We start from the raw sequence: 25752 nt of genomic DNA, 5'->3' as shown, positions 1-25752 counted from the left end.
GTCGGCTACGGGATCATGAACGGCCAGAAGCCGGCCAACCCGATGATCCTGATCGAGCCGACGCTCGTCACGCGCGATAACGTGAAAGCTTACAAAGGCTGGAGCTCGCACTGACCCGTCCCAACGCATCCCAGGCCTGATACGACCATGACCTCACTGACCCAAACGCGCGCGTGGCGCGCGCTCGCCAGCCATCGGGACGCGTTGTCCGGCGTCTCGATTCGCGCACGATTCGACCGCGACCCGGCACGCGCATCGCGCTTCAGCCTCGAGGCGGCCGGGCTTTTCGTCGATTACTCGAAGAACCCCGTCGACGACGAAACCATCGCCCTGCTGGTCGCCCTCGCCCAGGAGGCGGGCGTCGATGCGTATCGCGACGCGATGTTCGCCGGCGAGCGCATCAACCGCACGGAGAACCGCGCGGTGCTGCACGTCGCGCTGCGCGACCGTTCGGGTACGCCGCGTATCGTCGACGACGTCGACGTGTCGCGACAGGTCAGCGACGTGCTGGCCCGGATGCGGCGCTTCTCCCACGCGGTTCGCTCCGGCGAGTGGCGCGGCCACACGGGCCGCGAGATCACCGACGTCGTCAACATCGGCATCGGCGGCTCGGACCTGGGGCCGAAGATGGTGTGCGAGGCGCTCAAGCCTTACGCGCACGAACGGTTGACGATGCATTTCGTCTCGAACGTGGACGCAGCCGACATCGCCGAAGTGCTCAAGCGCGTGAACCCGGAGACGACGCTGTTCATCGTGTCGTCGAAAACGTTCACGACCCGCGAGACGCTCCTGAACGCCCATACCGCCCGCGCCTGGCTGCTCGACAGCGGCGCGCCGGACACGGCGATCGCCCGCCACTTCGTCGCCGTGTCGACGAATGCCACGGCCGTTGCGGAATTCGGCATCGACACCGGCAACATGTTCGCGTTCTGGGACTGGGTGGGGGGACGCTACTCGTTGTGGTCCGCCATCGGGTTGCCGATCGCGATCATGGCCGGCATGGACGCGTTCGAGCAACTGCTCGACGGCGCGCACGCGATGGACCGTCACTTCGCGCAAGCACCGCTGGCCCGCAACCTGCCCGTCCTGCTCGCCCTGATCGGCATCTGGCATCAGAACTTCCTCGGTACGACGAGCCAGCTGATCGCGCCATACGACAACTATCTGCACCGGTTGCCCGCGTACCTGCAGCAGCTCGACATGGAAAGCAACGGCAAATCGGTGACGCTCGGCGGCGAGCGCGTCGATTACGCCACCGGCCCGGTCATCTGGGGCGAACCGGGTACGAACGGGCAACACGCGTTCTTCCAGCTCCTGCACCAGGGTACCGCGATCATCCCGACCGACTTCATCGTGTGCATGCGGCCGCATCACGCGTTCGATCATCACCATGCCGTCCTCGTCGCAAACTGTTTCGCGCAGTCGGAGGCATTGATGAACGGATCGCGCTCGACGACCGAACCGCATCGCAATTTCGAAGGCGACCGGCCCACGAACACGATCTGCCTGGACACGCTCGATCCGGCATCCCTCGGCGCGCTGATCGCGTTGTACGAACACAAGGTATTCGTGCAAGGCGTGGTATGGCGGATCAATTCGTTCGATCAATGGGGCGTCGAACTCGGCAAAAAGCTCGCGGTTGCGATCGAGGACGAGTTGCTCACCCCCGCGCAGATTGACTCGCACGACGGCTCGACCAACCAACTGATCAACCGCTTCAAGACGCGGCGCCACGCTGCGGCCTGATCTCCCGAATCCCATCATGAAGCTACCGCGACTGGTCATCTTCGGCGAAGCCCTGACCGATTTCATTCGAGACGACACGAACCGCTGGCACAGCGTTGCCGGCGGCGCATGCTGGAACGTCGCTCGCGTCGGCGCGCGCCTCGGCACGCCGACCGGCTTTGCCGGGGCCGTGAGCGCCGACATATTCGGCGACGAGCTCATGCGAAAGAGCGCCGAAGCCGGCCTCGACATGCGCTTCACGCAGCAGGTCGACCGCCCGCCGCTGCTTGCGATGGTGGTCGAGACGCGGCCGCCGAAATATTTCTTCATCGGCGAGAATAGCGCCGACCTCGCGTTCGATCCCGCCGCGTTGCCTTCGGACTGGCTCGACGCCGCCGAGATCATTCATTTCGGCTGTCTCGGCCTGGTGCGCGAGCCCCTCGCCTCGCGTCTGATCGACATTGCGCTCGCGGCGCGCGCCGCCGGCAAGCGGATTTCGTTCGATCCCAACTTTCGCGCGCCGATGGCCGACCCGTCGTACCGCGACACCTTGCGCACGATGATCGGCCTCTCGGACTACATCAAGGTGTCCGACGAGGATCTCGCCGGCCTGTTCCCGGAATTCGACGAGGCAGCCGCACTCGCGCAAATCCGTGCGTGGGCGCCGCAGGCAGCGGTGCTCGTCACGCGCGGCGCGGCCGGCATGGAACTCTTCGCCGGTGATGAAACGCTGGTTCAGCCGGGCTTCAAGGTCACGGTCGCCGACACGGTCGGGTGCGGCGACGCGTGCGTCGGCAGCTGGATGGCGAGCCTGCTGACGCGCCCGGACGCCCCCGCGACGGAACATCTTCGGTTCGCCGCCGCCTGTGCGGCGCTCGTCGCGTCGCACGCCGGCGCCTATGCGCCGACGGCGGCCGAAGTACATGCGCTGATCGAATCGGCCAACGCAGCCACGAGCAAAACTCCATGAATGCGCACCTCCCGTTCTCCGATACCCAGGCTCCGTTCGAATTCGTGCTGTTCGGCGGCACCGGCGATCTCGCGATGCGCAAGATCCTGCCGGCGCTCTACTCCGCTCACCGCGATGGCCTGCTCGCCCCCGCGGGACGCATCATCGCGGTTGCGCAGAACGAACTCGATACCGCCGGCTACCTCGACTGGGTCGACGTGTCGGTGCGACCGCATCTGACGCAGGCCCGGTTCGATGAAAGCGCGTGGCGCGGCTTCCGCGAGCGGCTCTCGTACGTGGCGCTCGACGCAAGCCAGGCCGGCACGTTCTCGCGTCTGGCCGACGCGCTCTCGCCGGCGTCGTCGCGCCAGATCTTCTATCTGGCGACAGGGCCATCGCTGTTCGTGCCGATTTGCCGCGCGCTCGCGCAGGCTGGGCTCGCTCCGCCGACCTCGCGAATCGTGCTCGAAAAACCGTTGGGCTACGATCTCGCGTCGTCGACGGCGATCAACGATGCGGTCGGACAGATTTTTTCCGAAGAGCAGATCTACCGGATCGATCATTACCTCGGCAAGGAAGCCGTGCAGAACCTGTTCGCGCTGCGATTCGCCAACGTGATGTTCGAGCCTCTGTGGCGCCGCGAATGGATCGACAACATTCAGATCACGGTTGCCGAGGAACTCGGCGTCGGCGGGCGCGGCGGGTTTTACGACCAGACCGGCGCGCTGCGCGACATGGTGCAGAACCATCTGCTGCAGTTACTTGCGATCGTCGCCATGGAACCGCCTCAGTCGATGGAAGCCGACGCCGTGCGCGACGAGAAGCTGCGCGTGCTGCGCGCGCTCAAGCCGCTCACCGAGGAAGCCTTGCATCAGAGCGTCGTGCGCGGACAGTATCGCGCGGGGGTGGTCCGCGGAGAGTCGGTACCGGGTTACCTCGACGAATCCGGAATCCGGGCCGACAGTCCGACCGAGACGTTCGTCGCGCTCAAGGCCGAGGTCGAGAACTGGCGCTGGGCCGGCGTGCCGTTCTTTCTGCGCACCGGCAAGCGGCTGGCGCGACGCGTGGCTGAAATCGTCGTCACGTTCAAGCGCCCGCCGCATTCGACGCTCGGTCCGACGGCGTTGCTGGCAGGCTCGAACCGGTTGACGATCCAGCTGCAACCGGACGAATCGATTCGCCTGAGCACGCTCGCGAAGCGGCCGGGGCTCGGCATGACCCTGCAAGGCGTCTACCTCGATCTCGCGTTCGACCGCTTCTTTCGGCAAGACCGGATGGAGGCGTATCAGCGCCTGTTGCTCGACGTGATCGCCGGCCGGCTCGCGCTGTTCGTGCGTCGCGACGAGCAGGAAGCCGCATGGCGCTGGGTCGCGCCGATTCTCGACCTGAAAGCGGCGCCCAAACCCTATTCGGCCGGAAACTGGGGGCCTGCGCAGGCCAGCGCGTTGCTGGCGAGATACGGCACCTGCTGGAGCGAGGAAGAGAACTGATCCGCTCCGGCATGCCTCTTCCCATCGTAGAAGCGTTCTCTCCGACTACACCTGACGAAGCAATGGATACAGTCTGGCATCTCAAATGGGCGCACGGCGCGTTCGATCTCCATGCAGCAGGAGGTATGCTCGGCGGCGTTGCATTACAGCAAGGCGGCCGCACGATCCGTCCGTTTTACGAAGCGCCGTGGCTCGGCCAGGCCGAGCCGCAACCCGCCGGGCTGCTGGGCGTCATGCGAAGCGAATTCCCGTGCGTGCCATTCGGTGTTCCCTACTCTCCCGACCGACTGCCCCCCGGCTGGCGGAAGGCCGCCGCAACGCCGATCGTCCCGGATGACGTCGCACTCGACACCAGCGACGACCTTCAGCATGGCTACGGCTGTACCGGCGTTTGGTCACTCGTGAGGCAAACCGCGCACGAGATCGAAATTGAAATCGAATATCCCGAGACCTCGTCGATCGCACGACTGACTCGCATCGTGCGCGCCGATCCGGCGCGCGCTGCCTTCGACATCGTTCTCCGTATCGAAGCGCGCAAGTCGGCTCGCTGCCCCATCGGTCTGCATCCGAATCTCGCGCTGCCGACGCTCACCGGCGCGTTTCGAATCGAGCCCGGCACCTACCGTTTCGGCATGGTGCACCCGGCAGGTCCGGAACCGCGCGTATCGAGCGCGCTGGCCGGCGCGACGTTCGAATCACTCGAGCGCGTACCGCTCGGCGAGGGCGGCTTCGGTGCATTCGACCAGCTACCGCTCGCGCAGCCCACGGAAGAAATCCTGCAGCTCTGCGGAATCGACGGTTCCGTCACGATGACCGACGCCGTCGCCGGCGCACGCTATCGCCTGACCTGGGATGCCGATGCGCTGCCGTCGCTGCTGTTGTGGATCAGCAACCGAGGACGTGCGTACGCGCCGTGGAACGGCCGCAACCTCTGCGTGGGCATCGAGCCGGTCGCGAGCGCATTCGAGCTTGGCCGTGCGGCATCGCTCGCGCCCAATCCGATCAATTCCCGCGGGGTCCGGACGGCACTTGCATTGAATCCTGACACGCCAACTGAAATCGCCTATCGATTCGAGGTGCTCGCCGCACGTTAGGCGTGCATCGTGGATCGGACCGATCGCGCTGCAGATCGTCGGCAAGGGGCGCCGGGCCAAGCCCGGCTCCATGAGCGTCAGACGGTCCGGCATTTCATATATGAATAGTTGTACTACGTGACTCGCCCGTAGTTTCGTCCCACATCAATACCGACCAAGGAGACCTTTTCGTCCAGTTTGCCCGGCTGGACATGCCGCAAGCAAAGAACATCTCACTTTCCCTGTTGATACGCGATCCGTTTTTCACGACAGATAATTTCGTTTTCCTTACTTTATTCAATAAAAAACTGACCGGGTCTGTTGTGCCGCAGTCACACGTTTTCTTTCTGACAGGTTTGGAGCCAATTATGAAAAAAGCAATACTCGCCGCCACGTTGATGTCCGCAGGCATCGTCGCCCACGCACAAAGCAGTGTCACGCTCTACGGCCGCCTCGACGCGGGCATCGAGTACCTGAGCGGCATTGCCAACGGCAACGGCGGCACGACGAGCCGCTGGCGTGCCGAGAGCGGCGACTGGGGCACCAGCCTGTGGGGCTTGAAGGGCTCCGAGGATCTCGGCGGTGGAAACAAGGCGGTCTTCCACCTCGAAGGCTCGTTCAATGCGATGAACGGCAGCCTCGGCGGCACCGGGTCCATCTGGGATCGCTGGGCAACGGTCGGTTTTTCCAACGACGCTTACGGCACGCTGCTGCTCGGCCGCGAGCTCTCGATTTCGAACGGGTTGTGGGACTTCGATCCGCTCGGCCAGACGTCCTGGTCGTCCGGTTCGCTCGTACGCGGGCGCAACTGGAACAAGACGAGCAACAACATTTCGTACCAGTCGCCGAGCTTCTACGGTTTCGACGTGTACGGCCAGTATTCGCTGTCGAACGCCACCAGTTGGAATGGTAACGGCACGACCGCACAAGGTCGTGCCGACGGCCTGCAACTGACCTACACGAATCCGTACTTCCAGGTGCGCGGCATCTACGACGAGGCGCGCGACGTCAACGGCAAGTTCTCGGACGTGTTCAACTATTCCCGGGAGTACTTCGCGGGCGTGAACGTATTCCTCGGCCAGTTCAAGCTGCAGGCGGCCTATCAGGCCTCGCACGCGAACGGCGCGCCGACCGCCAACAACGGGATTACGTCGACGCAGCAGGTCTGGGGCGGCATCACGTGGCAGGCGACGCCGGCTGCGGCCTTGACCGGTGCCGTCTATCACGTCAACGCAAACCACGGCGGCGGCAACGCCAACATCTATACGGTTGGCGGCACGTACAACATCTCGAAGCGCACGCTCTTCGACATGCAGATTGCTACCGTTCGCAACAGCAAGAACGCGAACTTCGGCCTGGAGTCGAACGCGGCGGGTGCCGGCGGTCCGATCGCCGGCGGCGGCTACAACGACAATCCGACACCCGGGCATAGCCAGACGGGCGTCTATGCAGGCATCCAGCATTTGTTCTGATTCGATCTCGCTCACGGGCTAGAAGCGGCATGCCATGCCATGCCGCTTCTGGCACCGTGTCCGGGTGCGATGCGCCGTCAGGCCATCGCACCGCACGCATCGACAGAATGCCAGGCCTGGAATCGATCCGAATGCGCGCCGGGCCAGCCGCCCGGACGGATGACGACACCCGCCGTGGCGACGCGGCAATCAGCCAGGCAAGCGAAACGGAATTCACGGGCAGGCCGGGAATGGCATGACGAGGGAAAGCACGTTCACGACGACGTGGTCGGCAGATCGCCCGGCTTGCCGCACACGCGGCTCAGCGAGCACGCATGGCCGAGCCAGAGCACGAGCGAGCCCGTCGACACAGCGTCCGGCACGACGAATGCGGTCGAATAACCGAAGTGCTGCGCGAGCACTTGCACCGGCCAGACGCCCGCCTCGCTCATCAGCATCGCGGCAAGCGCGCCGCGCACCGGCAACACCAGGTAGGAGAGCAGCAGCACGCGCCAGTAACCCTGCGCGCGAATCAGCCGAGGCGCGCGCGAGCAAGCCCGGTCAACTGTTCTGATCGGGCCGGTCGCGAGCCGTGAAGGCGGGTTAATTACCGCGGCCGTCCTCGAAATACAGGTTCTTTTAGGAAATGCCGGCCTCGCGCAAATGCACTTCTACCTAGTGCCGCAATCACCTCCACAGGTCAGTGCCCTGATCCGCGCAAGTCGTGATCTCGATGCATGCATTCGCCGCATCCGCGCACTCCTGCGCCTACCCTTCTTCGTCGTATGTGCAAATCGCTTCGACGGACATCAAGTCCTTTCCGTCGTATTGCGTAACAATCACAAGATCTTCGTACGCAGTGGTCTCCTTTTGTGCTGACGGTGCGAGGCGGCGAATTTACCATGGACCGGCACTGCGACTACCTTTACGAAAGAGCGACGCACCGTGCAATTCTCTATACTGGTGTCGCCGTTTCCGAAGCAAAGATGTCACTCCGCAGGTCGACGTGCACCGAATGATGCGGACTTCTCTGGAATTCATGAGGTTGCACATTGCGAATTAAAGTTTTCACTGACTGCAACCAGGCGAAGACCAGTGCCAACTCCCGTAGTGATAAGGTTCCCTATCCTGCTTGCGCATTCAGCCCAACGTCAGGAGCTGTACGAGACAGCGAATGGCCATTCTGGCGCGCCGCGAACGACTCTGAACGACCCGTTACAGACGGTTGAGGCGTTTATGTGGACGGCAGCTTGCGATGCAATATCGGTCTTTCAACCGTAGAAAGTCAGTCGCCTGTCCTATCGATTTTGCCGTTCATCAGGTGTGTGACGCCCGTCGACAGTCTATCGACTGAGGCGAATGCACTGGCGCGCGCGTCGAATAGAATCTCGTGACTCTGACTAGGATACGCGATCAGCCAGAAGCCACGGCTGGCATTCGGCTTGGCGTGGGCGACCTACAGGCATCGCCGAAGTCCACCGGATGAAGGCGCATTCGCAGATCCAGTTAAATTGGAATGCCTCGCGCGGTTCGAAGGCGAGCGTCACGTAGGCCTTCCCGGGGCTTCAACCGGCTCCTCGTGCCAGCGCTGCATGAACGCGCTGACGAGGCCGGAGCAGCCCCCGTGGCCCTGATCGGGGGATTGCCCCGGTGAACCGCACTGTGTGCCAGTCACGCCCCGGGCGATGGCTCTCCGCGCGCAACCAAACTGTCAGTTGCGCACTCCACTCGTCAATGACGCTCGGGTTGACCCATTCGGGGTACTTGGGTTCGACGGCGTCCGTCTACCAAAGCCAGCTTCGTGACGTGTCTGGGAACACGCCCGCACGCACCGCAATCTCGCGCAGCGGGACTTTCTCGCGGATATACATCTGCGCGACGTCGATTTTCCCACGCCGTTCACCCGCCCGTCCGCGCGGCGACCTCGCCACGGTAGATCGACCGCGAAGCGAAGATACGCGCGGACGGCGTCCCTACTTTTCGCATTCGGGGAACAGCATCAGTCCCGCAAAACTCACGAATCCGCAAGCCAGCACATACCATGCAGGTGCATAGAAACTGCCGCTCATCTTCCAAAGCGCGCTGACGATCAACTGTGCGAAGCCGCCGAATACGGTCACGCCGAGTGCGTAGATGATGCCGAGCGACGTTGCGCGGCCTTCGGGGCGCAATGCTTCGAGCATCAACACGAAACCGGCCGGGCTCGACAGCGACATTATTCCGGTCAGCACGGCGACGACCGCCAGCACGGTACCGATCGAGGGCCACGCGCGAATCACGTAAAACGCCGGCAGCAGCAACAGCAGCGAGACGATCGACAGCGTATAAAGGAAGTTCTTGCGACTGCGCACGCGATCCGCGATCCGCCCGCCAATCGGCGAACCGATCAGTAGCACGGCACCCGCCATGCCGGCGGCGAGCGAAGAAATGGCCGACGGCATCCCGAGCGTCAACGTCAAAAACGACGGCATGAAGAACGCGATCGTGTACATCGACGATGTGCCGCCGACCACCATCATCGTCCCGGCGACGATCTGCCTGACCGGCAGACGCGGGCGTTGCTGCGGCGACGCGGACGGCGCGTGCGCTGCCGTTGCCTGTGCGGCCGGCAACGTATCGTCGAGATGACTGCGCAAATAAAAGCCCAGCGGCCCGATCAGCAACCCGATCAGAAACGGCACACGCCATCCCCACGACAGCAGCGCGTCATGCGACAGCGTCCGCGACAACGTCGTGGCGACGAGTGCCCCCGCGAGCAACGCCCCGCCCTGGCTCGCGATCTGCCAGCTAACGAGCGAGTTGCGCTGCCCCTTCGATGCCGATTCCATCAGCAGCGTCGTCGCGGCGCCGACTTCACCGCCAGCCGAGAAGCCCTGCAGCAAGCGTCCACAGACGATCAGCGCGGGCGCCGCATAGCCGATGCTTGCGTACGTCGGTGCAAGGCCGATCACGCCGGTGCCGAGCGCCATCATCAGGACGGTCAGCACGAGCGCCGGTTTGCGGCCCGCGCGATCGGCATAGGCGCCGATCACGATCCCGCCGAGCGGGCGCACGACGAATCCCACGCCGAACGTGGCGAGCGACAGCATCAACGAGCCGAACTCGCTATCGGTCGGAAAAAACAGTTTTCCGATCAGTGCGGCGAAGAAGCTATAGACGGTGAAGTCGAAGAACTCGAGTCCGTTGCCGAGCGCCGCCGCGACAATGATCGAACGGTCCGTGCGGCTCGATAGCGCGGCAGGTGCGACGGTCCCTGTTTGATTGGTTGCATTCATGATGGAAAGTTGTCAGGTAGTAAGTAGTCAGCCGCAGTTATTCGGTGCCTTTTATGCCGGCCACCACGCGCAGCTTCAGTTTGTTGACGACCGAGGTCACGCCCGGCACGCCTTGTACGATGCTGGTCGAGAGCGCGATTTGGCTGTCGTCCGCGACGACGCCGGTCAGCGTCACCACGCCGCCTTTCGCGCGCACACGGATGTAGCTGGACCGCAGGCCACGGCGACGAGCGCCATGCAGCGCACTGCGCACGGACGCGGCCAGTTGCCGATCTGAAACGACGCCGCTTGCCGTTTGCACAGCGGCACTGGCGGTCGTCGCGACTGCCACGAACGCCGGATTCCCCGTACCGGTGCTTTGCGCGTATCCGTCGATACAGACCACCGTCAGCAGCACTGCGCTCGCCGTCGTGATCGTTTTCGTGATTGTCTTCATGCTGGTTATCCGTATGTTGCGGCAATGTCCGATGCGTGGCGCAGTTCAGAACTTGTGGTACATGCCGACGAGGACAACATGCGGCGACGCGTAGTTTTCAAGCTCGCCATTTGTACCGGTGTAAGAGGTGCTGATGTTGTCAACGGTCGGCTGCACGCTCGGATAGCGGCCGTAGCTTGGGGCCTTTCCAGTGTTCGTGATCAGCGATCCGCGCACATACAGCGCGGTGCGCTGGGACAGGTTGTAGTCGTAGCCGAGCGTCACGCCATACGACCGGTCGTTGACGCCGCACACCGCGCGAAACGCGAGCTCGGCGCGAAAGTCGCTGCGTTGGTATCGGTAAATTCCGCCCAGCGTGTACAGCGAAGCCACTCGGTCCCCCGCGAGACGCGGCGCCAGAAAGCTGTAACCGCCCGACAGCACGTAACGGCCGCCGTCATACACCGCGCCCGCGGCGAAGTTGTCGGTACGCACGTACGACGACGTGGTCAGCGCATTGAGCGCGTAGCTGCCCACATAGCTAAGCGCGCCGAACAGGTGTCCGTCGTAATAGTTCAGTGACATCGCGCGCGTCGTCACTGTCGGCGCGGTGCTGCCCTGGCTTGCAAGCGAGACGGCCAGTTGCGCATTGAACGGACCGAACCACGGTGTCGAGTAACTGATCGCATTCGGCAGGCGCGCCGGCTCGTAGCTCGCCCCGGGCCCGAGGTCATAGACCCACGGCGTCAGAAACGCGACGCCCGACACCGTGCTGACCTGCCCGAAGACATCCACGAACAACGGCACGCCGACATCGTCCTGCAAACCAAACTTCAGTTCTCCAGTCCGGCGCGAACCGATCGCCACCCACGCCTCGCGATTAAACAGCGTAGTGGCCGTGCCAAGTTGACCGTTCGCGGCGTTAAAGCCGTTTTCGAGCGTGAAGCGCAAGCGGAAACCATTGCCGAGATCTTCGACGCCGTACAAGCCGAACTTCGACGTCCACTGACCGCCGCTTTGCTGAACGAATGCAGTTTGCGCGCCTTTGGTGAAGCCCACTGCCTGATCGATGGCGCCATACAACTTAATACCCGGCGTGTAGGCACTGAGACCGACATACGGAATACCGACGAAATAATCGTTGTAGAACGAGTCGGACGCCCACGCCCCCTGAGCGGTTACACCGAGCGCGGCGAGCAGGGTCGTGCGCAATGCAGTTCGTGCGGCGCGGCGGCCGGAACGTTTCGACGATGCAGCGGAACCCCTTAAGAACACGGTCGGCGAGCACGTCTGATTGAATAACGAAAGACTTCTCGTGGCCATTGATTGACTCTTTGCGGATTGGGTCAGAAGAACGCACGGCCCGGATGGGACGCGAGATGTTGTGGGTGTTGCGTCGGCCGGCAGGTGGTTTGGTCTGAATGGGCTTCGTTCAGGCCGCGTGCAGATAGCGCTCAACGAGCGCGACGAAATACGCGGCGCCCCAGATCAGCGCGTCGTCGTTGAAGTCATACGACGGGTTGTGGACCATGCATCCTCCGGTCGAGCCAACACCGTTACCAAGCAGCACATAGCAGCCAGGAAGATGCTCGGTCATCCACGAGAAGTCCTCGCTGCCCATCACGGTATCGGGCATCATCGTCAGCGATTCCTTGCCGGCCAGCGCTTCGATCGTCTCAATGGCGAGGTCGGCGGCTTGCCGGTCGTTGACGAGCGCGCGAGAGATCATCTTGTAATCGATCTCGGCGCTTGCCCCATAGGCCTGCGCCTGCAGCCGGGCAATCTCGCGAATGCGCTGTTCGAGCGTCGTGCGGGTATCGCTGTCGAGCGCGCGAACCGACATTTTCAGCGTGGCCGTCTGCGGGATCACGTTGCCTGCCGAGCCGGCATTGAAGGCGCCGACGGTCACCACGGCCGCTCGGGTCGGATCGATGTTGCGCGAGACGATCGATTGCAGCGCGAGCACGATGCCCGACGCGGCGACGATCGGATCGCAGCCGCGATGCGGCGCCGCGCCGTGCGAGCCCTTTCCGGTGACGGTGATCGTCACCGTGTCGGACGAGGCCATCATGCAGCCGTGGCGCAACGCAAAATGGCCGACCGGCAGGCCGGGCGCGTTATGCAGCGCGAAGACCATGTCGCAAGGAAAGCGTGTGAACAGACCGTCTTCGATCATGCGTAGGGCGCCCCCGAGGCCTTCCTCGGCCGGCTGGAAAATCACGTTCAGCGTGCCTTCGAATGTGGCGCGCGTCGCGAGGTGGTGCGCGGCGGCCAGCAGGATGGCCGTGTGTCCGTCGTGGCCGCACGCGTGCATCGTGCGTTCGACCGTGCTCGCATACGGCAAGCCGGTCTCTTCCTGAATCGGCAATGCGTCCATGTCGGCGCGCAGGCCGATCTTTCGTTCGGACGACCCGCGGCGGATCTGGCCGACCAGGCCAGTGCCGCCGATTCCGGTCGTCACTTCGTAGCCCCAGTCGCGCAGCTGGCGCGCGACGAGGTTGGCGGTCCGCGTTTCCGCGAATCCGAGTTCGGGGTGCGCATGGATGTCGCGTCGGACGGAGATAAATTGTTCTTCCGACTCACGAAGATCCGCGAATAGCCCGGTATATTCCTGCATCATTGATGAACTCCCTGACTCACTGTCATTAACCGTCGGGAGAGAGCGTAGAGATTCCGGCCGGAAAGAAAAACGCACAAATTGTGATCCGTATAACCACGTTGAAAGACGCACCACATTATGAAAATTCACCATCTGCGGGCAATGGTTGCCGTTTCCGCCACTGGGAGCATCAAGGGCGCGTCCGTCTCGTTGCACGTCAGTCAGCCCGCCATCACCAAGGCGATCCGGGAACTGGAAAGTGAGTTCGGCGTGCAATTACTCGAACGCAACCAGTGGGGCGTCGTGCCGACGGCGGAAGGCGCCGCGCTGCTGAACCGGGCACAGACCGTGGTGCGCGAGATCGAACGAGCCGAAGAAGACATGGCGCATTTAAAGGGACGTCGCGACGGCAACCTCGTGATCGGAGTGACGCCGATTACGGGCACCACCGGGCTGACGGCGGCATTCGTTGAGTTCCGCAAGCGCTGGCCTAAAGTCGCGGTGGAGTTTCGCGAGCTGGGTTTCAATCAACTTAGCGAACAACTGCAAAACCGCACGGTCGACCTCGCGTTTAGCGCTTTCGCCGCGCCGCTTCCCGCGTCAGGCGATGCGAAGGAACTGTTCGCGTTCGATACGGTTTTTGTTACCCGGGCAAAGAGCAAATATGCGGGAGCCGATTCGTTGGAGACGTTGCGCGAAGCCGAATGGATCCACACCGATGTGACCGAAAATCAACCCGATTACATTCGCGCCATGTTTCGGCGCGTCAACATAATGCCGCCGGACTGCATTACACGCTGTACCTCGTATGCGCTTTTCTACGGCCTGACCGCGAACACGGACTCGGTGTTCGCATGGACCCAGCATTCGCTTGAAGGAACCGAGCTAGGCCGGACGTTCGTGAAGTTGCCGTTGGCCGAAACGCCGCCGCCATTGCGCCTATTTCTGCTGACGCCATCGGGCTTGCAACTGACGCGACCTGCCGAGTATTTCGTCGATTGCATTTTGCGTGGCGGCGTTTCGCGCGCGACGGACAATGGACGACGAACGGAACCCGAATGGATAAGTTCGACGTGCGCTGACGGCACCCGCCCGCCCGCCGAGGCACAGAATCGATAACATTGTCCGGCTTTCGCGATGGCGGAGGATTCCACCGCCTTTCGATATCGCTGGCGAAACGGCGGTTTTCGCAAACGATAAGGATCCACGGCTGTACCGTCGGCGTATCGATCGGACGATCTGCCCGTTGAACTCATACCCGCCGCCGCGGCTACGGAGATTTGCGCGCGGCACGGTGCCCGCCATCGAGGAGGACGGCGAAACGCATCGCCTCGTGCCCATTGCGTGGCGTGAGCCTGGCGATTGGCGTTTCCACTCGGTTTTTTCTTTACGTGGCTCGCGAACAAGCCCAACGACGAACTCAATGAATGACCGAAACGCGTCGAATTTGAGGCGTACGTCTCGATCGGCCGAGCGACTCTTCGTGGCCGAACGCGTCCGGCCGCCGCCCTGTGACGCACGACCGGCGCAGATCGACCCACTCCGGCCAATCACCTCTGTGCACCCGCAAGGACCGCCGCCGAAGTACAACGGTCGTTTGCGTGTTCGCACGGGGCGCAACCCTCAATCGCTCCCGGCACTTTTTTCGGCCTTGGTTGCAACAGGCCGGAGCATTGCCCGCATGGCCGGTGTCGTCAGCAACTTTTTGTATGCCGCTGAAGACATCGCATTGATCATCAGGCGACCGCTGACGTCGGCCTTGATGTACTCGACGGCCAGCAGTGCGATGACCGGATTCGTGGTTACTGTGGCCTGGTCGGGAGTTTCGTCGCCGAACTCGGCCACCACCGCATCGTCCTCGTCTGCCACCACCACTGCAAGGCGACGGCCAGAAAGACGCAGTCTCGCGCTGGCCCCGCATTCGGCCATGTCATATGTGTGAGGGCCATTCACCGTCTTATTGCCATAGATGGCGACATGGGTGTCGATCCCCCGCCTGCTGGCCGCTTCAAGCAGCGGACCCAATTCGTCAAGCTCCTCGTCCCAGATACCGGCGAACAAACATGTTTGCGCGTTCGAAATCACGCGTGCAAAAGCCTGGACGATCGGCTCCGCGCCGCTAAGCGACCAGACCAACCCGGGTTCCTGTTGAACGGGCAGGCGATCCAGTGCGGAAGCCGCGGATTCAAGGTCGGCATTGAAGCGTGAGCGGAGCTCGGCCAACAGCGACGTGTGGGGAACCGCCGCGTAACGCACAGGTTCGGATCGGTTAACGAGCACGGCGCCCCTCGCTTCGAGACGGGCCAGCGTCTCATATACCTTCGAAGGGGGCATCGATGCTCTGCGGCTCACTTCCGCTCCTGTCAGCGCGGCCTGACCCACCAGGGCCGCGTATGCCTGCGCTTCGTACTGGGTGAATCCCAGCCGCGTCATTGACGCGATCAATTCGGTGTCTGCCGTCATGCGTGACTCGTTTCTGTTTGAAGGTAGTTGACTAACTACTTCAGTAGTATACGATCACACTTAACTACTACCCAAGTAGTTGTTCGTAAACCACGCCCTCAAAGGACGGTCCCCATGCGTCAACTCATCAGCACAGGCTCCTCGTGGGAGCCCAAAGTCGGTTACTCACGGGCAGTGATCGTGAACGATACGATCTACATTTCAGGTACGGCCGGCAAAGGTCCGGATGTCTACACGCAGACCCGGGATGCACTTGCCACTGTCGAGAAAGTGCTCATCGACAATGGTTTTCAGTTGCAGGATGTGGTCCAGAGCCGTTTGGTCGTCGCGGACTTCGAACACTGGGAAGACGCTGCACGCGCGCACGGCGAGGTCTATGGCGACATTCGGCCGGCTTTTTCGCTCGTGCATGCGCTGCCGTTCGTTGATGACGCGATCCTCGCAGAGGTCGAGGCCATTGCCGTCAGGGCCGACAAGTGAAGGCCGGGGCTGAGCAGAACGCGCGGCTGTCGGGCCGCGCGGTAGCGGTGCTTTCGATCGCGGCTGGCGGTGCCATCGCGAACAACTACGCCATACAACCGGCGCTGTCTTTCATCGCCGCCGATTTTGGGGTGCCCGTCGCACCGATTACGGCCGTGGCGTCCGGCGCAATGATCGGCTATCTGCTCGGCCTGGTACTGCTGGTTCCGCTAGTGGACAAGCTGAGTCCGCGCACCTTGATTCCGGCGCAGATGTTCGCGCTTGCATGTGCCTTGGTGCTTGCGGCCTGGGCGCCATGCCCGAACGCGCTCATTGCTTGCTTCGTTCTCGTCGGCGCCACCACGACGGTTGCTGCGCAAAGCAGTGCCGTGGTTGGCAAATGCGCCGATCCACAAAGTCGAGCACGGCGCATGGGGACGATCTCTGCTGGCATATCCGCGGGGATACTGCTGAGTCGATTCGTGGGTGGGGTGCTGGCGCAGAGGTATGGATGGCGAGGCGCACTGTTGGCGTTCGCCGCCTTCGTGACCGTTTCAGCCCTTTGCGTTATTCCGTTACTGCCTGCGGAACGTCCACTCGGGCGCATCGGATACTTTTCAACGTTGCGTTCCATGCCGCCCTTGATACGGGCATCGCGACCGTTACGTTTGCGCATCTACGCCGGGATGTTGTGGTTTTTTGCTTTCAATTTGATCTGGGTCGGCCTTGCGGTGCGCCTCGCCGCGCCGCCGTATAACCTAGATGCGGCGACCATCGGACTTTACAGCCTCGCTGGACTCCTAGGTCTCGTCGTGACGCGTGTCGCGGGACGTTTGGCCGACCGGTTCGGCAGCCGCGCCGTGATAGTTTGCGGCCTCACTCTCGCGGCGTTTTCCGCGTGTGCGCTGACTTTCGCACTCGGCCACCCAGCCGCGACTGCGGCCGCGCTGGCCGTATTCGATGCCGGTTGTTTCGCCGCACAAGTCGCCAATCAGGCCAGCGTCGTTGCTATCCAACCAACGCGCGCAGGCGCATTGAACTCGGCTTATCTGACTTCCTACTACGGCGCAGGCGCGATTGGTACGGCCGTGGCAGGTATGGTCGCAATCAGAGCTGGCTGGGAAGTGCTCGCGCTGTTGGCGACGATCACAACGGCGACCGCGGGCGTTATTTGCGCCCTCGACATTACCCGCGAGCCGGTCGGAACTCGCAGAGGCCTTCAACTCCATAACACGGATACTGAGCAGATTTGATGATGAGGCATTGAACGGCGGCTTCTTGTTCATGAACCGCCTCTTGACCGTCCGTACAAACGATCTGATGGATGTCGCTTAATGGCCGAGAGTCGACGGATGCAGTCGGCCCCGGATACCCGACAACACTGCCCCGACGCTTTCGCGACATCCTGCCTGCGCTACGCAAACCCATACACCTTCGCGGGGTTGGCAACGAATATCAGCCGCTGCCAGTCCGGACGCCCGATCCAGCCGGCGATCACATCCAGCATGCTTGCGTCATCCGGCTTGTCCGTCTTCTGCGTCGGGTGCGGCCAGTCGGTGCCCCACAGCATGCGCTCCGGCGCCATGTCGATCAGCGCCTTCGCGACCGGTGCGACGTCGTCGTAGGCAGGCGCCCCCGTCTTGCTGTCGACGTACGGGCCCGACAACGTGATCCACGTATTGCCCTTTTCAACCAGGCGTTGCGCGCTACGAAACGCGGCCGACGACAGCCCGCCGGGCTGCGGCACATGCGCGATATGGTCGATGACGAGCGGACAAGGCAGCACCGCAAGATGACGCTCCAGCTCCGGCAGCCGCGCGCCCTGCACCACCAGCTCGATATGCCATCCGAGGTTCGCGATACGCGCCGCGAGCGGCGCCAGCATGTCGAGCGTCGTCGCGCCCGGATAGCTCAGGTTGAACCGGATCGCACGGATGCCGCCTTGATCGAGCGCCCGAAGTTCGTCGTCGCTCACGGTGCTGTCGACGACGGCCACGCCGCGCGCGGCGTCGCCGAACTGCGCGAGCGCCATCAGCGTGCAGCGGTTGTCCGTCCCGTACGTCGACGGCGTCACGACCACGTTGCGCTTCACACCGACGCGCATCTGCACGCTCCGGTATTGCGCGACGGTCGCATTCGGCGGTTGCAGCGTCGTGCCCGGCGCGACCGGGAACCGGTCGTCGTAGACGTGCATGTGACAATCGATCGCCCCTTCGGGCAGCCGGAACGCCGGGCGCGCGATGCCGCTCGACCAGGTTTCGTCGGCAGCGGCCGGCCTCGGCAATGCAGCCGAAGCCAGCGTCGCACCGGCGATCCGGAGGAACCCGCGTCTTGCCATCCGCGCCATGATCAGATGGTCCCCGCCTTGCCGACCAGCTTGCCGGACGCATGATTGCGCGTGAGCAGCAGCAGCGTCGCGACGCTCACGAGCGTGAGGATCGCGAGCGGCATCAATGCGAGCGCATAGCTGCCCGTCGCCGCCTTCACCCACCCATACACGTTCACCATCAGCCCGCCGCCGAGCAGGTTCGCGATCGCATTGACCGTCGCGAGCCCGGCCGCCACGGTGCTGTTGGACAGCATGTCGGTCGCGAGCGCCCAGAACGGGCCCTTGAACGAATACGCGCCCACGAGCACCGCGCAGAGCATGCAGATCGTCGGCAGCAGCGATCCGCTGAGCGACGTCGCGAACAGGCCCACGCCGATCAGCAGCATCGGCACGACCGTGTGCCAGCGCCGTTCGCCGACGCGGTCCGAGCGCCGGCCCCAGTAGACCATCAGGACGGAGGCCACCGCGTACGGCACCGAATTCAGCAGGCCGGTCTCCATGACGGTCAAGCCGAACGACTTCAGCAACTGCGGCTGCCACACGGACAGCGTGCTGCCTGCCGCGGACGCACACGTGTCGACGAGCGCGAGGCACAGCACGTAGCGATTGCGGAACAGTTGCGTGAGCGGCAACGACGGCACCTTCTTGTGGGTCTTGTGGCCGGCGGCAAGCGCGCTCGTGAGCCACGCACGCTCATCGTCATCGAGCCACTTCGCGTTTTCCGGCTTATTCGTCAGCATGAACAGGCACGCAATGCCGAGCAGCACGGTCGGAACGCCTTCGAGAATGAACAGCCAGTGCCATCCGCGCAGGCCCCAGAAGCCGTCCATCTGCAACAGCAGCGCGGAGAGCGGCGAGCCGATGAAGCTCGCGGCCGGAATCGCGACCATGAACGTCGCGACGATGCGCCCGCGATACTGCGCGGGAATCCAGTACGACAAATAAAGCAGCACGCCGGGGAAGAAGCCGGCCTCGGCCGCGCCCAGCAGGAAGCGCAGCACGTAGAACGTCGTCGCATTGTGCACGAGCGCGGTCGCCGCCGACACGATGCCCCACGTGATCATGATCCGGGCGATCCAGATCCGCGCGCCGTATTTCTGCAGCGCGAGGTTGCTCGGCACTTCGCAAAAGAAGTATGAAATGAAGAACAGGCTGCTGCCGAAGCCGAAGACCTTCGCGGACATCCCGAGATCCTCGTTCATCTGCAGCGACGCCATCCCCACGTTGCCCCGGTCGATGAAGGCCAGCAGGTAGCAGATCATCAAAAAGGGAATGAGTCGCCAAACGACCTTTCGTATGGTCCGGCGCTCGATCGCGGACGCTTCCATGAAACCCGTTTGCATGTTGTCTCCGTTTATTGTGCGCCTGAGCGCGAACTTGTGAACCGTTGCCACGCGGTGACTGCAATGACGCCGCACGCGAGCACGGCGGCCATGGCGGCGAAGGTGTGTCGCACGCCGAGCGCTTCGGATGCGCTGCCGACGAGCAGGTAACCGAACGGCATCGTGCCGTTGTAGGCCATGCCGTACATCCCGACGAGCCCGCCGCGCACGTGTTCGGGGCACTGGCGCTGAATGGTCGCGTTCGTCGACGTGGCCGCGAACGTGAGGCTGAAGCCGAGTGCATAGAACGCGGGGATCGATCCCGCCGCATCGGTCGTCGCGGCCAGCACGGCCAGCGCGCCGACGGCCGTCCACGGCGCATACGCGATGAAGCGGCGCGATGCGCGCGGCCCGAACGCCGACGACAGCAGCACCGCCGCGCTCAACGAGCCGGCGCCGGCGCACGCGAAGAACACGCCGGTAAAGCGAGCCGCGTCGTGAAAGCCGTGGTCCGCGAGCAGCGGCACGAGCGTCTGGTAGCTGCCGGCGAACAGGCCGATGCACGCGAGAATCGGCAGATAGCGGGCCGAGAACGCATCGGACAGCACATAGCCGACCGCGTCGCGCAGGCCGCTCTCCGCGCGCGACGGTCGCTCCACCGACGCGGTCCGGATCGACCGCACGCACGTCGCCATGAAGCAGAGCGCGAGCGCATAGATCGCAAACGACGTCCTGGGCCCGAGCGTCGGATAGACGAATCCGGCGATGGTCGGGCCGACCATGCGCCCGACGTTGTAGACCATCGTGTTCATCGCGACCGCGTTGGACGTGTGCGTCGCATCCTGCAGGCTCGTCAGCAGCAGCACCTGCCGCGCCGGCGTTTCCACCGCGCTCGACACGCCGATCGCCAGCGCATGCGCGAGGATCAGCTTCACGCCGAGCAGGCCGAGCAGCGACAGCGTGAAGAGGCTGCTGGTCAGCAGCAGCGACGTCGTCAGCACGCAGAGCGTCACGCGGCGCGCATTGGCCGAGCCGATGCGGGAGCCTGCCACCGGCGCGACGATCAGCTGCGGCCCGTACAGCAGGAAGTTGAGCAGCGCGAGGATCGCCGCCGAGCCGGACAGGTGATAGATCAGCAGATTCAGCGTGACGTTCTGCGTCCAGCTGCCGAGCACCGACGCGACCTGCCCGCTCAGATAGCGCCGCAGCGATGCCTCCGACAGCGCGGGAAACAGCCTGCTCACCCACCCCGCTTGCGTCGCCACGTTCATGACAGCGCCTTCCCGCGCGTTTCGGGCGCGAACAGCACGACCACGGCCGCGGCGATGAACGCGACGATCGTCGTCGCGAGTCCGAGCACGAAGCCGCCCGACGTCGACGCCAGCGCACCGATGACCAACGGCGCGATGAAGCCGCCGAGCCGGCCGCCGTTGTACGCGAGGCCCATGAAGAACCCGCGCGATGCCGTGTTGCCGATGACCTCGGCGAGGAACGGGCCGGCACCCGCGAAGATGCCGTTCACGCTGAAGCCGGTCAGAAAGATAGCGCTCATCAGCAGCAACGGATTCGCCGACACGATGTACACGCCGACGGCCATCGCCCCGACCAGCAGGTACGCCAGGAACATCGGCCGCCGGCCGATCCGGTCGACCCATGCGGAGAACAGCAGAAACCCGGTGATCGCGCCGAACTGCAGTGCGAGCACGAACTTCAGGCTATGCACGAAGTCGAGGTGCTTCACCGTGACGAGGAACGTCGGCGTCCACGTGAATACGCCCCAGTACAGGTACTGGAGAAAGAAGATGAAGCAGAAGGCGGTGAGCAGGCCGCGCACGTTCAGCTTCTCGTGCCCTGCCGTGCCGGGCTTGCGGGCTTGCGACTTCGCGTGCCGGCGTTCGAGCCAGATCGGCGATTCCGGCGTCTTGCGCGCGACCCAGAACAGAATGAAGAACGGCGATGCACCGATCAGGAACAGCAGACGCCAGCTGTCGCCGCCCAATCCGCCATGCGCGGCACTGACGACACCCGAGATCGCGATCGCGAGAATCGCGCCGATCGGCAAGCCCATCTGCATCAGCGCGCCGCCCTTGCCGCGCCGGCTCGGGTGCCAGGTTTCCGCAATGAGCGCCGCGCCGGCGGTCCAGGTCCCGCCCATGCCGAGCGCGCCGCAAAAGCGCAACGCGGCAAACCCGTGCGCGTCGGGCGCAAATGCGATCAGGCCGGAGAACAGCGAGTAGATGCCGACGCAGAGCAGCGCGGTGCGCACGCGCCCGATCCGGTCCGACACGAAGCCGAACAGAATGCCGCCGATGATCTGTCCGGCCGCCGTGACGCTCGTGAAAATGCCGAGCTGCGCCTTGCTCAGCCCGAACTGCAGCGCGAGCGTCGGCAGCAGCAGCGAAAGCAGGAACGAGTCGTAGCTCTCGAACGTCCAGCCGAGCCCTGCGAGCGACAGCGAACGCCACTCGATACCGGTCATCCGCGTGGACCCTTTTTTCGCGGCTGCGGACTCCAGGTCCTGCGTCGCCACGGTTGCACTCGTCTTCATGGGTTGTCTCCGGGAATCGCGACGCGGTACGTCGATGCGGCCGTCCGGCTGAACAGCGCGGCCTTTTCGTCGGCCGACATCGCGGACGCGAGTCGTTTGAAGGCGTTCCACAGCACGCGATAGCTGAACATCCCCTTGTCGACGGGGAAATTGCTTTCGAACATGCAGCGATCGACGCCAAAGCATTCGACGCAGGTGTCGAAATACGGCTGCCACGCCGCCGCCAGTTCCTGCGACGACGGCGGCAGGTCGCGCGCGGTGAAGTCGAAGCCGAATACGGTCATGCCCGCGCCGCCGAGCTTCATGCGCGTGTTAGGCAGCGCGGCGAGACGCGCAAGTTGCCGTTTCCATTGCGCATGCACTTCCGAGCGTCGACCGGCATGCGGGCCCACGCCGAGCGGACCGCCGAAATGGTCGATGACGATGGTGACGCCCTCGCATGCGCGCGCGAGTTCGTACAGGTCGTCGAGCTGCGTGTGATAGACCCACGCATCGAGCGACAGCCCGTAGCGGCCGAGCGCCGCCACGCCCTGCCGGAAAGCCGGATCCGACATCCGGTCGCGCGGCGGCGTCACCGGGCTCGATCGCACGTCGGGGCTCGCATGCCACGCGAGCGGATTGCGGATCCCGCGCAATCGCCCGCCGGACACCTGCAGCATCGTGTCGAGCACCGCATCGAGCTCCGCGCCGAGCGACAGATCGGCGCCGCCGACGATGGCCTCGCAGCACCGCGCGGAACCGTATGCGCCGCTGTCGAACATCGCGGCGACGCCGCTCGCGAATTCCACTTCGCCAACCGGCCTGAACGCGTCCGGCCCGCTTGCACGCAACATCGAGCGGCACTGCACGTAGACCGTCGACACGACCCGATGCCCGCTGCGCACGTCCGCGCCGAACTCGTCCGCGAGATAGCGCCCGGTCTGGCGGTCCCACAGGTGGTGATGGGCGTCGACGATCGCAAGCTCGGGTTCGAGCACCGGCTCGTCGCGCAATGCGAGCCACTCGGGCCTGACGGGCAGATGGGGTGCGTGAACGGTCTGCATCGCACTCGCCTTAGAACTTCTGGCGCATGCCGATCACCACGCCCGTCTGGTTGTGATCGGGTGCGACCGTGCCATAGCCGTTCACGCCAAGCGCGGAGCCGCCCTTGTTGCGCGCGAAACCCGCCGTCGCGTAGATATCGGTGCGCTTCGACAGCAGATAGTCCGCACAGAGCACGGCGAGCCACGGGTCCGCACTCGTCGAATGCACGTCCTGGTAATAGGCCGTTGCCGTGACCACGAACGCCGGCGACACCGCGTATTGCGCGCCGGCCCAGTACAGGTTCGCCGCGCTGGCTTCGGAGCCGTTCGCGATACGGATCGGGTTTGCCGGCAGAAACGCGTTAGACGCGTGAAGATAGCGATAACCGGCGAACCCCTTCACCGGTCCGATCGCATACGACGCGGCGGCCGTGGCGCGCCGCTCGGTGCCCGTGTTGGTCGCGACGGTGTTGCTGTTGCGCTGCTCGTACGACACGCTCGCGGCGAACGGTCCTTGCGCGAAAGTCAGCGCCCCGCTGAAGAAGCGGCCGGTGAGTTGCGCGCCCGGCACCTCGGCGCCGTACCCGGTGTCGTAGCGGGTGCTATACATCGCCTGCGCCGTCAGCGGACCGAACACGCCGGTGTACTTCGCGGAATTGTCGATACGCGCGGCCGCCGCGTAGTCGAGCGACAGCACCGAGTATCGCGACGACGCGCCCATCGGGTCGAACGCCACGGCCTGTTCGTAGAAGAGCGAGTTCTGGCGGCCGAAGGTCAGCTGCTGACCTCGGTACGACAGCCCGACCCACGCCTGCCGGCCGAAAATTCGCGACGTCGTGGCGGCGTTCGAGCCGAGGCCCTTCGTCGACTGCGCAGTCGTGCCGTCATTGATGTTGAAGCCGCTTTCCAGCTGGAAAATGGCCTTCATGCCGCCGCCGAGATCCTCGACGCCCTTCAGTCCCCAGCGCGAACCGGACAGATTGCCCGACGCTTCGCGCGTCTGCCCGCCGCCGGTACTCGTATTGTTGATGTGTTCGATGCCGACGTCGGCAATGCCGTACAGCGTGACGCTGCTTTGCGCATGCGCGGCACCGCACCCCAAGGTCGCGCTCGCGACGGTGACGGCGCCGAGCACGAGGCGGGATTTCGGGCGGGCATTCTGGCTGGCCTGATTCAACAACATGGAGTCTCCAAACTGTTTTTTGTGGGTTGACCTGAGGAAGGAAAATTCACGGCTGGCGGGCTGCGCGCGCTTCGCCGGCGCCCGAGCCCGGATCGCCGAGCCATGCGATGGTCAGCGCGCCGAGCAGCAGCACACCCGACACGGCGATGAGCGGCGCGGTGAAGCCGCCGGAAAATTGCTTGAGCGCGCCGATCATCGACGGCCCGACGAAGCCGCCGAGATTGCCGACCGACACGATCAGCGCGAGGCCGCCGGCGGCGGCGCGTCCGGTGAGGAATCCTGACGGGATGGCCCAGTAAGTCGCCTGGAACGCGAGGATCCCGCTCACCGTGACGCACAGTGCGATCAGCTTGAAAACCGGCGCATGAATGAAGGCGCTCGCGCACAACGCGACGGCCGCGACGGCAAGCGCACCGGCAACATACGGAATGCGGTTGGCCGCACGATTGGCGAGACGCGCCCACCAGAGCATCACGCCGGCGCCGATTGCATACGGAATGGCGGTCAGCCAGCCGACCACCGCGTGTTCGACGCCGAACTGCTTGATGATCTGCGGCATCCACAAGCCGACCCCGAGCGAGCCGACGATCCCGCAGAAGTTGATGAACGCGAGCACGAACACGCGCCAGTTCGTCATCGCGTCGCGCAGTTTGCTGCCGTGCTTCGCGCCGATGTCGCGCTGTTCGAACGCGAGGCGCTTCGCGAGCGACGCCTTCTCTTCGTCACTGAGCCATGCGGCTTTCTCGGGACGGTCGGCCAGCACGAACAGGCACGCGATGCCGAGCAGCACCGCCGGTACGCCTTCGATCAGCAGCAGCCACTGCCAGCTGCGCAGCCCATGCAGGCCGCCGAATTCGAGCAGCGCACCGGAAATCGGCGAGCCGATCATGTTCGCGACGGGAATGCCGACGAGGAACGCGGCCGTCACCTTCGCGCGCCACTTGCCGGGAAACCAGTGCGTGAAATACAGATAGATGCCGGGTGTAAACCCCGCCTCGGCGAGCCCGAGCAGAAAGCGCGCAGCCGCGAAGCTCTTCGGTCCGACGACGAACGCTGTCGCCATCGAGAACAGGCCCCACGTGATCATGATTCTCGCGATCCACACGCGCGCCCCGACCCTCTGCATGATCAGGTTGCTCGGAATCTCGAACAGGAAGTAGCCGATGAAGAACAGGCCGGCACCGACACCGAACTGCTCGGCCGTGAGGCCGAGATCCTTGTTCATCGTGAGCGCGGCAAAACCGACGTTGGTCCTGTCGAGATAACTGATCACGTAGCAGACGAAGATGAACGGCAGAATGCGCCGGAACGCCTTGGCGAGCGTGCGCTCGCTGGCCGCGTAATCGTCGCCGGCCAGGCGCTCCGCGGATGGCGCGTCGGCGCGCGGTGCGTCATCGCCGGCATGCAGCGCGTGCGAAATGGTCATGCTTGTCTCCTTCGTCGCGCGGC

General features: G+C 64.0%; 21 protein-coding genes and 1 pseudogene. 9 read left to right on the top strand and 13 right to left on the bottom strand.

Going from position 1 to position 25752, the window contains the following annotated elements; all coding sequences use genetic code 11:
* From DID98_RS31570 to DID98_RS31545, 6 genes and pseudogenes are all read left to right on the top strand, one after another.
* Positions 1 to 114, top strand: a pseudogene (locus DID98_RS31570) (ABC transporter); the annotation flags it as partial.
* Positions 115 to 147: 33 nt separating this feature from the next.
* A complete protein-coding gene (gene pgi, locus DID98_RS31565) occupies positions 148 to 1746 on the top strand; it encodes a glucose-6-phosphate isomerase (protein WP_124571995.1) in 1599 nt (532 codons plus the stop codon).
* 16 nt (positions 1747 to 1762) lie between these two features.
* Positions 1763 to 2695, top strand: a complete 933-nt coding sequence (locus DID98_RS31560; protein WP_124571994.1) for a carbohydrate kinase — start codon at positions 1763 to 1765, stop codon at positions 2693 to 2695.
* Entirely contained in the window at positions 2692 to 4164 is a 1473-nt protein-coding gene (gene zwf, locus DID98_RS31555; RefSeq protein WP_124571993.1) for a glucose-6-phosphate dehydrogenase, read from the top strand. The genes DID98_RS31560 and zwf overlap by 4 nt, the downstream gene beginning before the upstream one ends.
* A gap of 62 nt (positions 4165 to 4226) precedes the next feature.
* Positions 4227 to 5258 carry a hypothetical protein gene (locus DID98_RS31550; protein ID WP_124571992.1) on the top strand — a complete coding sequence of 344 codons (1032 nt, stop codon included), beginning with the start codon at positions 4227 to 4229 and terminating at the stop codon, positions 5256 to 5258.
* A gap of 347 nt (positions 5259 to 5605) precedes the next feature.
* Complete coding sequence (locus DID98_RS31545) at positions 5606 to 6709, top strand: porin (RefSeq protein ID WP_124571991.1); 1104 nt, start codon at positions 5606 to 5608, stop codon at positions 6707 to 6709.
* A 254-nt stretch (positions 6710 to 6963) separates the two neighbouring features.
* Here DID98_RS31545 and DID98_RS31540 read toward each other — a convergent pair whose 3' ends face one another.
* The 5 genes from DID98_RS31540 to DID98_RS31520 form a co-directional block, all read right to left on the bottom strand.
* Entirely contained in the window at positions 6964 to 7197 is a 234-nt protein-coding gene (locus DID98_RS31540; protein WP_409362347.1) for a hypothetical protein, read from the bottom strand.
* Between the two features lie 1464 nt (positions 7198 to 8661).
* Positions 8662 to 9963: an MFS transporter gene (locus tag DID98_RS31535; RefSeq protein ID WP_124571990.1), complete on the bottom strand. Its 1302-nt coding sequence runs from the start codon at positions 9961 to 9963 to the stop codon at positions 8662 to 8664.
* A 37-nt stretch (positions 9964 to 10000) separates the two neighbouring features.
* On the bottom strand, positions 10001 to 10399 hold the full coding sequence (locus DID98_RS31530) for a BON domain-containing protein (RefSeq protein ID WP_124571989.1): 399 nt from the start codon (positions 10397 to 10399) through the stop codon (positions 10001 to 10003).
* Positions 10400 to 10444: 45 nt separating this feature from the next.
* Complete coding sequence (locus DID98_RS31525; RefSeq protein ID WP_185640909.1) at positions 10445 to 11590, bottom strand: porin; 1146 nt, start codon at positions 11588 to 11590, stop codon at positions 10445 to 10447.
* Positions 11591 to 11810: 220 nt separating this feature from the next.
* Entirely contained in the window at positions 11811 to 12998 is a 1188-nt protein-coding gene (locus DID98_RS31520) for a M20 aminoacylase family protein (protein WP_260428126.1), read from the bottom strand.
* A gap of 117 nt (positions 12999 to 13115) precedes the next feature.
* Here DID98_RS31520 and DID98_RS31515 point away from each other — a divergent pair, with 117 nt between their 5' ends.
* Positions 13116 to 14096, top strand: a complete 981-nt coding sequence (locus DID98_RS31515) for a LysR family transcriptional regulator (RefSeq protein WP_124571987.1) — start codon at positions 13116 to 13118, stop codon at positions 14094 to 14096.
* 504 nt (positions 14097 to 14600) lie between these two features.
* Here the strand turns inward: DID98_RS31515 and DID98_RS31510 are convergent.
* On the bottom strand, positions 14601 to 15440 hold the full coding sequence (locus DID98_RS31510) for a TrmB family transcriptional regulator (protein ID WP_124571986.1): 840 nt from the start codon (positions 15438 to 15440) through the stop codon (positions 14601 to 14603).
* 114 nt (positions 15441 to 15554) lie between these two features.
* Here DID98_RS31510 and DID98_RS31505 point away from each other — a divergent pair, with 114 nt between their 5' ends.
* Positions 15555 to 15920: a RidA family protein gene (locus tag DID98_RS31505; protein WP_124571985.1), complete on the top strand. Its 366-nt coding sequence runs from the start codon at positions 15555 to 15557 to the stop codon at positions 15918 to 15920.
* Positions 15917 to 17152: an MFS transporter gene (locus DID98_RS31500; protein WP_124571984.1), complete on the top strand. Its 1236-nt coding sequence runs from the start codon at positions 15917 to 15919 to the stop codon at positions 17150 to 17152. The genes DID98_RS31505 and DID98_RS31500 overlap by 4 nt, the downstream gene beginning before the upstream one ends.
* A 161-nt stretch (positions 17153 to 17313) precedes the next feature.
* Here the strand turns inward: DID98_RS31500 and DID98_RS31495 are convergent, their stop codons facing one another.
* From DID98_RS31495 to DID98_RS31465, 7 genes are read right to left on the bottom strand one after another with little or no spacing between them, the layout of a single operon-like run.
* Complete coding sequence (locus DID98_RS31495; RefSeq protein ID WP_124571983.1) at positions 17314 to 18246, bottom strand: amidohydrolase; 933 nt, start codon at positions 18244 to 18246, stop codon at positions 17314 to 17316.
* Positions 18247 to 18248: 2 nt separating this feature from the next.
* Entirely contained in the window at positions 18249 to 19571 is a 1323-nt protein-coding gene (locus DID98_RS31490; protein ID WP_124571982.1) for an MFS transporter, read from the bottom strand.
* 11 nt (positions 19572 to 19582) lie between these two features.
* Complete coding sequence (locus DID98_RS31485; RefSeq protein WP_124571981.1) at positions 19583 to 20821, bottom strand: MFS transporter; 1239 nt, start codon at positions 20819 to 20821, stop codon at positions 19583 to 19585.
* The gene (locus tag DID98_RS31480) at positions 20818 to 22098 is read right to left on the bottom strand and encodes an MFS transporter (RefSeq protein ID WP_124571980.1); all 1281 of its coding nucleotides are present in this window, start codon (positions 22096 to 22098) and stop codon (positions 20818 to 20820) included. Before DID98_RS31480 ends, DID98_RS31485 begins: the two co-directional genes overlap by 4 nt.
* A complete protein-coding gene (locus DID98_RS31475) occupies positions 22095 to 23141 on the bottom strand; it encodes an amidohydrolase (protein WP_124571979.1) in 1047 nt (348 codons plus the stop codon). Before DID98_RS31475 ends, DID98_RS31480 begins: the two co-directional genes overlap by 4 nt.
* Positions 23142 to 23151: 10 nt before the next feature.
* Positions 23152 to 24303, bottom strand: coding sequence for a porin (locus DID98_RS31470; RefSeq protein WP_059482873.1), 1152 nt, complete (start codon positions 24301 to 24303; stop codon positions 23152 to 23154).
* Between the two features lie 46 nt (positions 24304 to 24349).
* Positions 24350 to 25729 (bottom strand): MFS transporter, encoded by a 1380-nt coding sequence (locus DID98_RS31465; RefSeq protein WP_124571978.1) that lies wholly within the window; start codon positions 25727 to 25729, stop codon positions 24350 to 24352.
* Between the last annotated feature and the right edge of the window lie 23 nt (positions 25730 to 25752).

It is taken from the genome of Burkholderia sp. Bp8984 (assembly GCF_003853755.1).
Lineage (GTDB): Bacteria > Pseudomonadota > Gammaproteobacteria > Burkholderiales > Burkholderiaceae > Burkholderia.
Note: the sequence above shows the minus strand (reverse complement) of the source record. Positions and strands in the feature narration are given on the sequence as shown.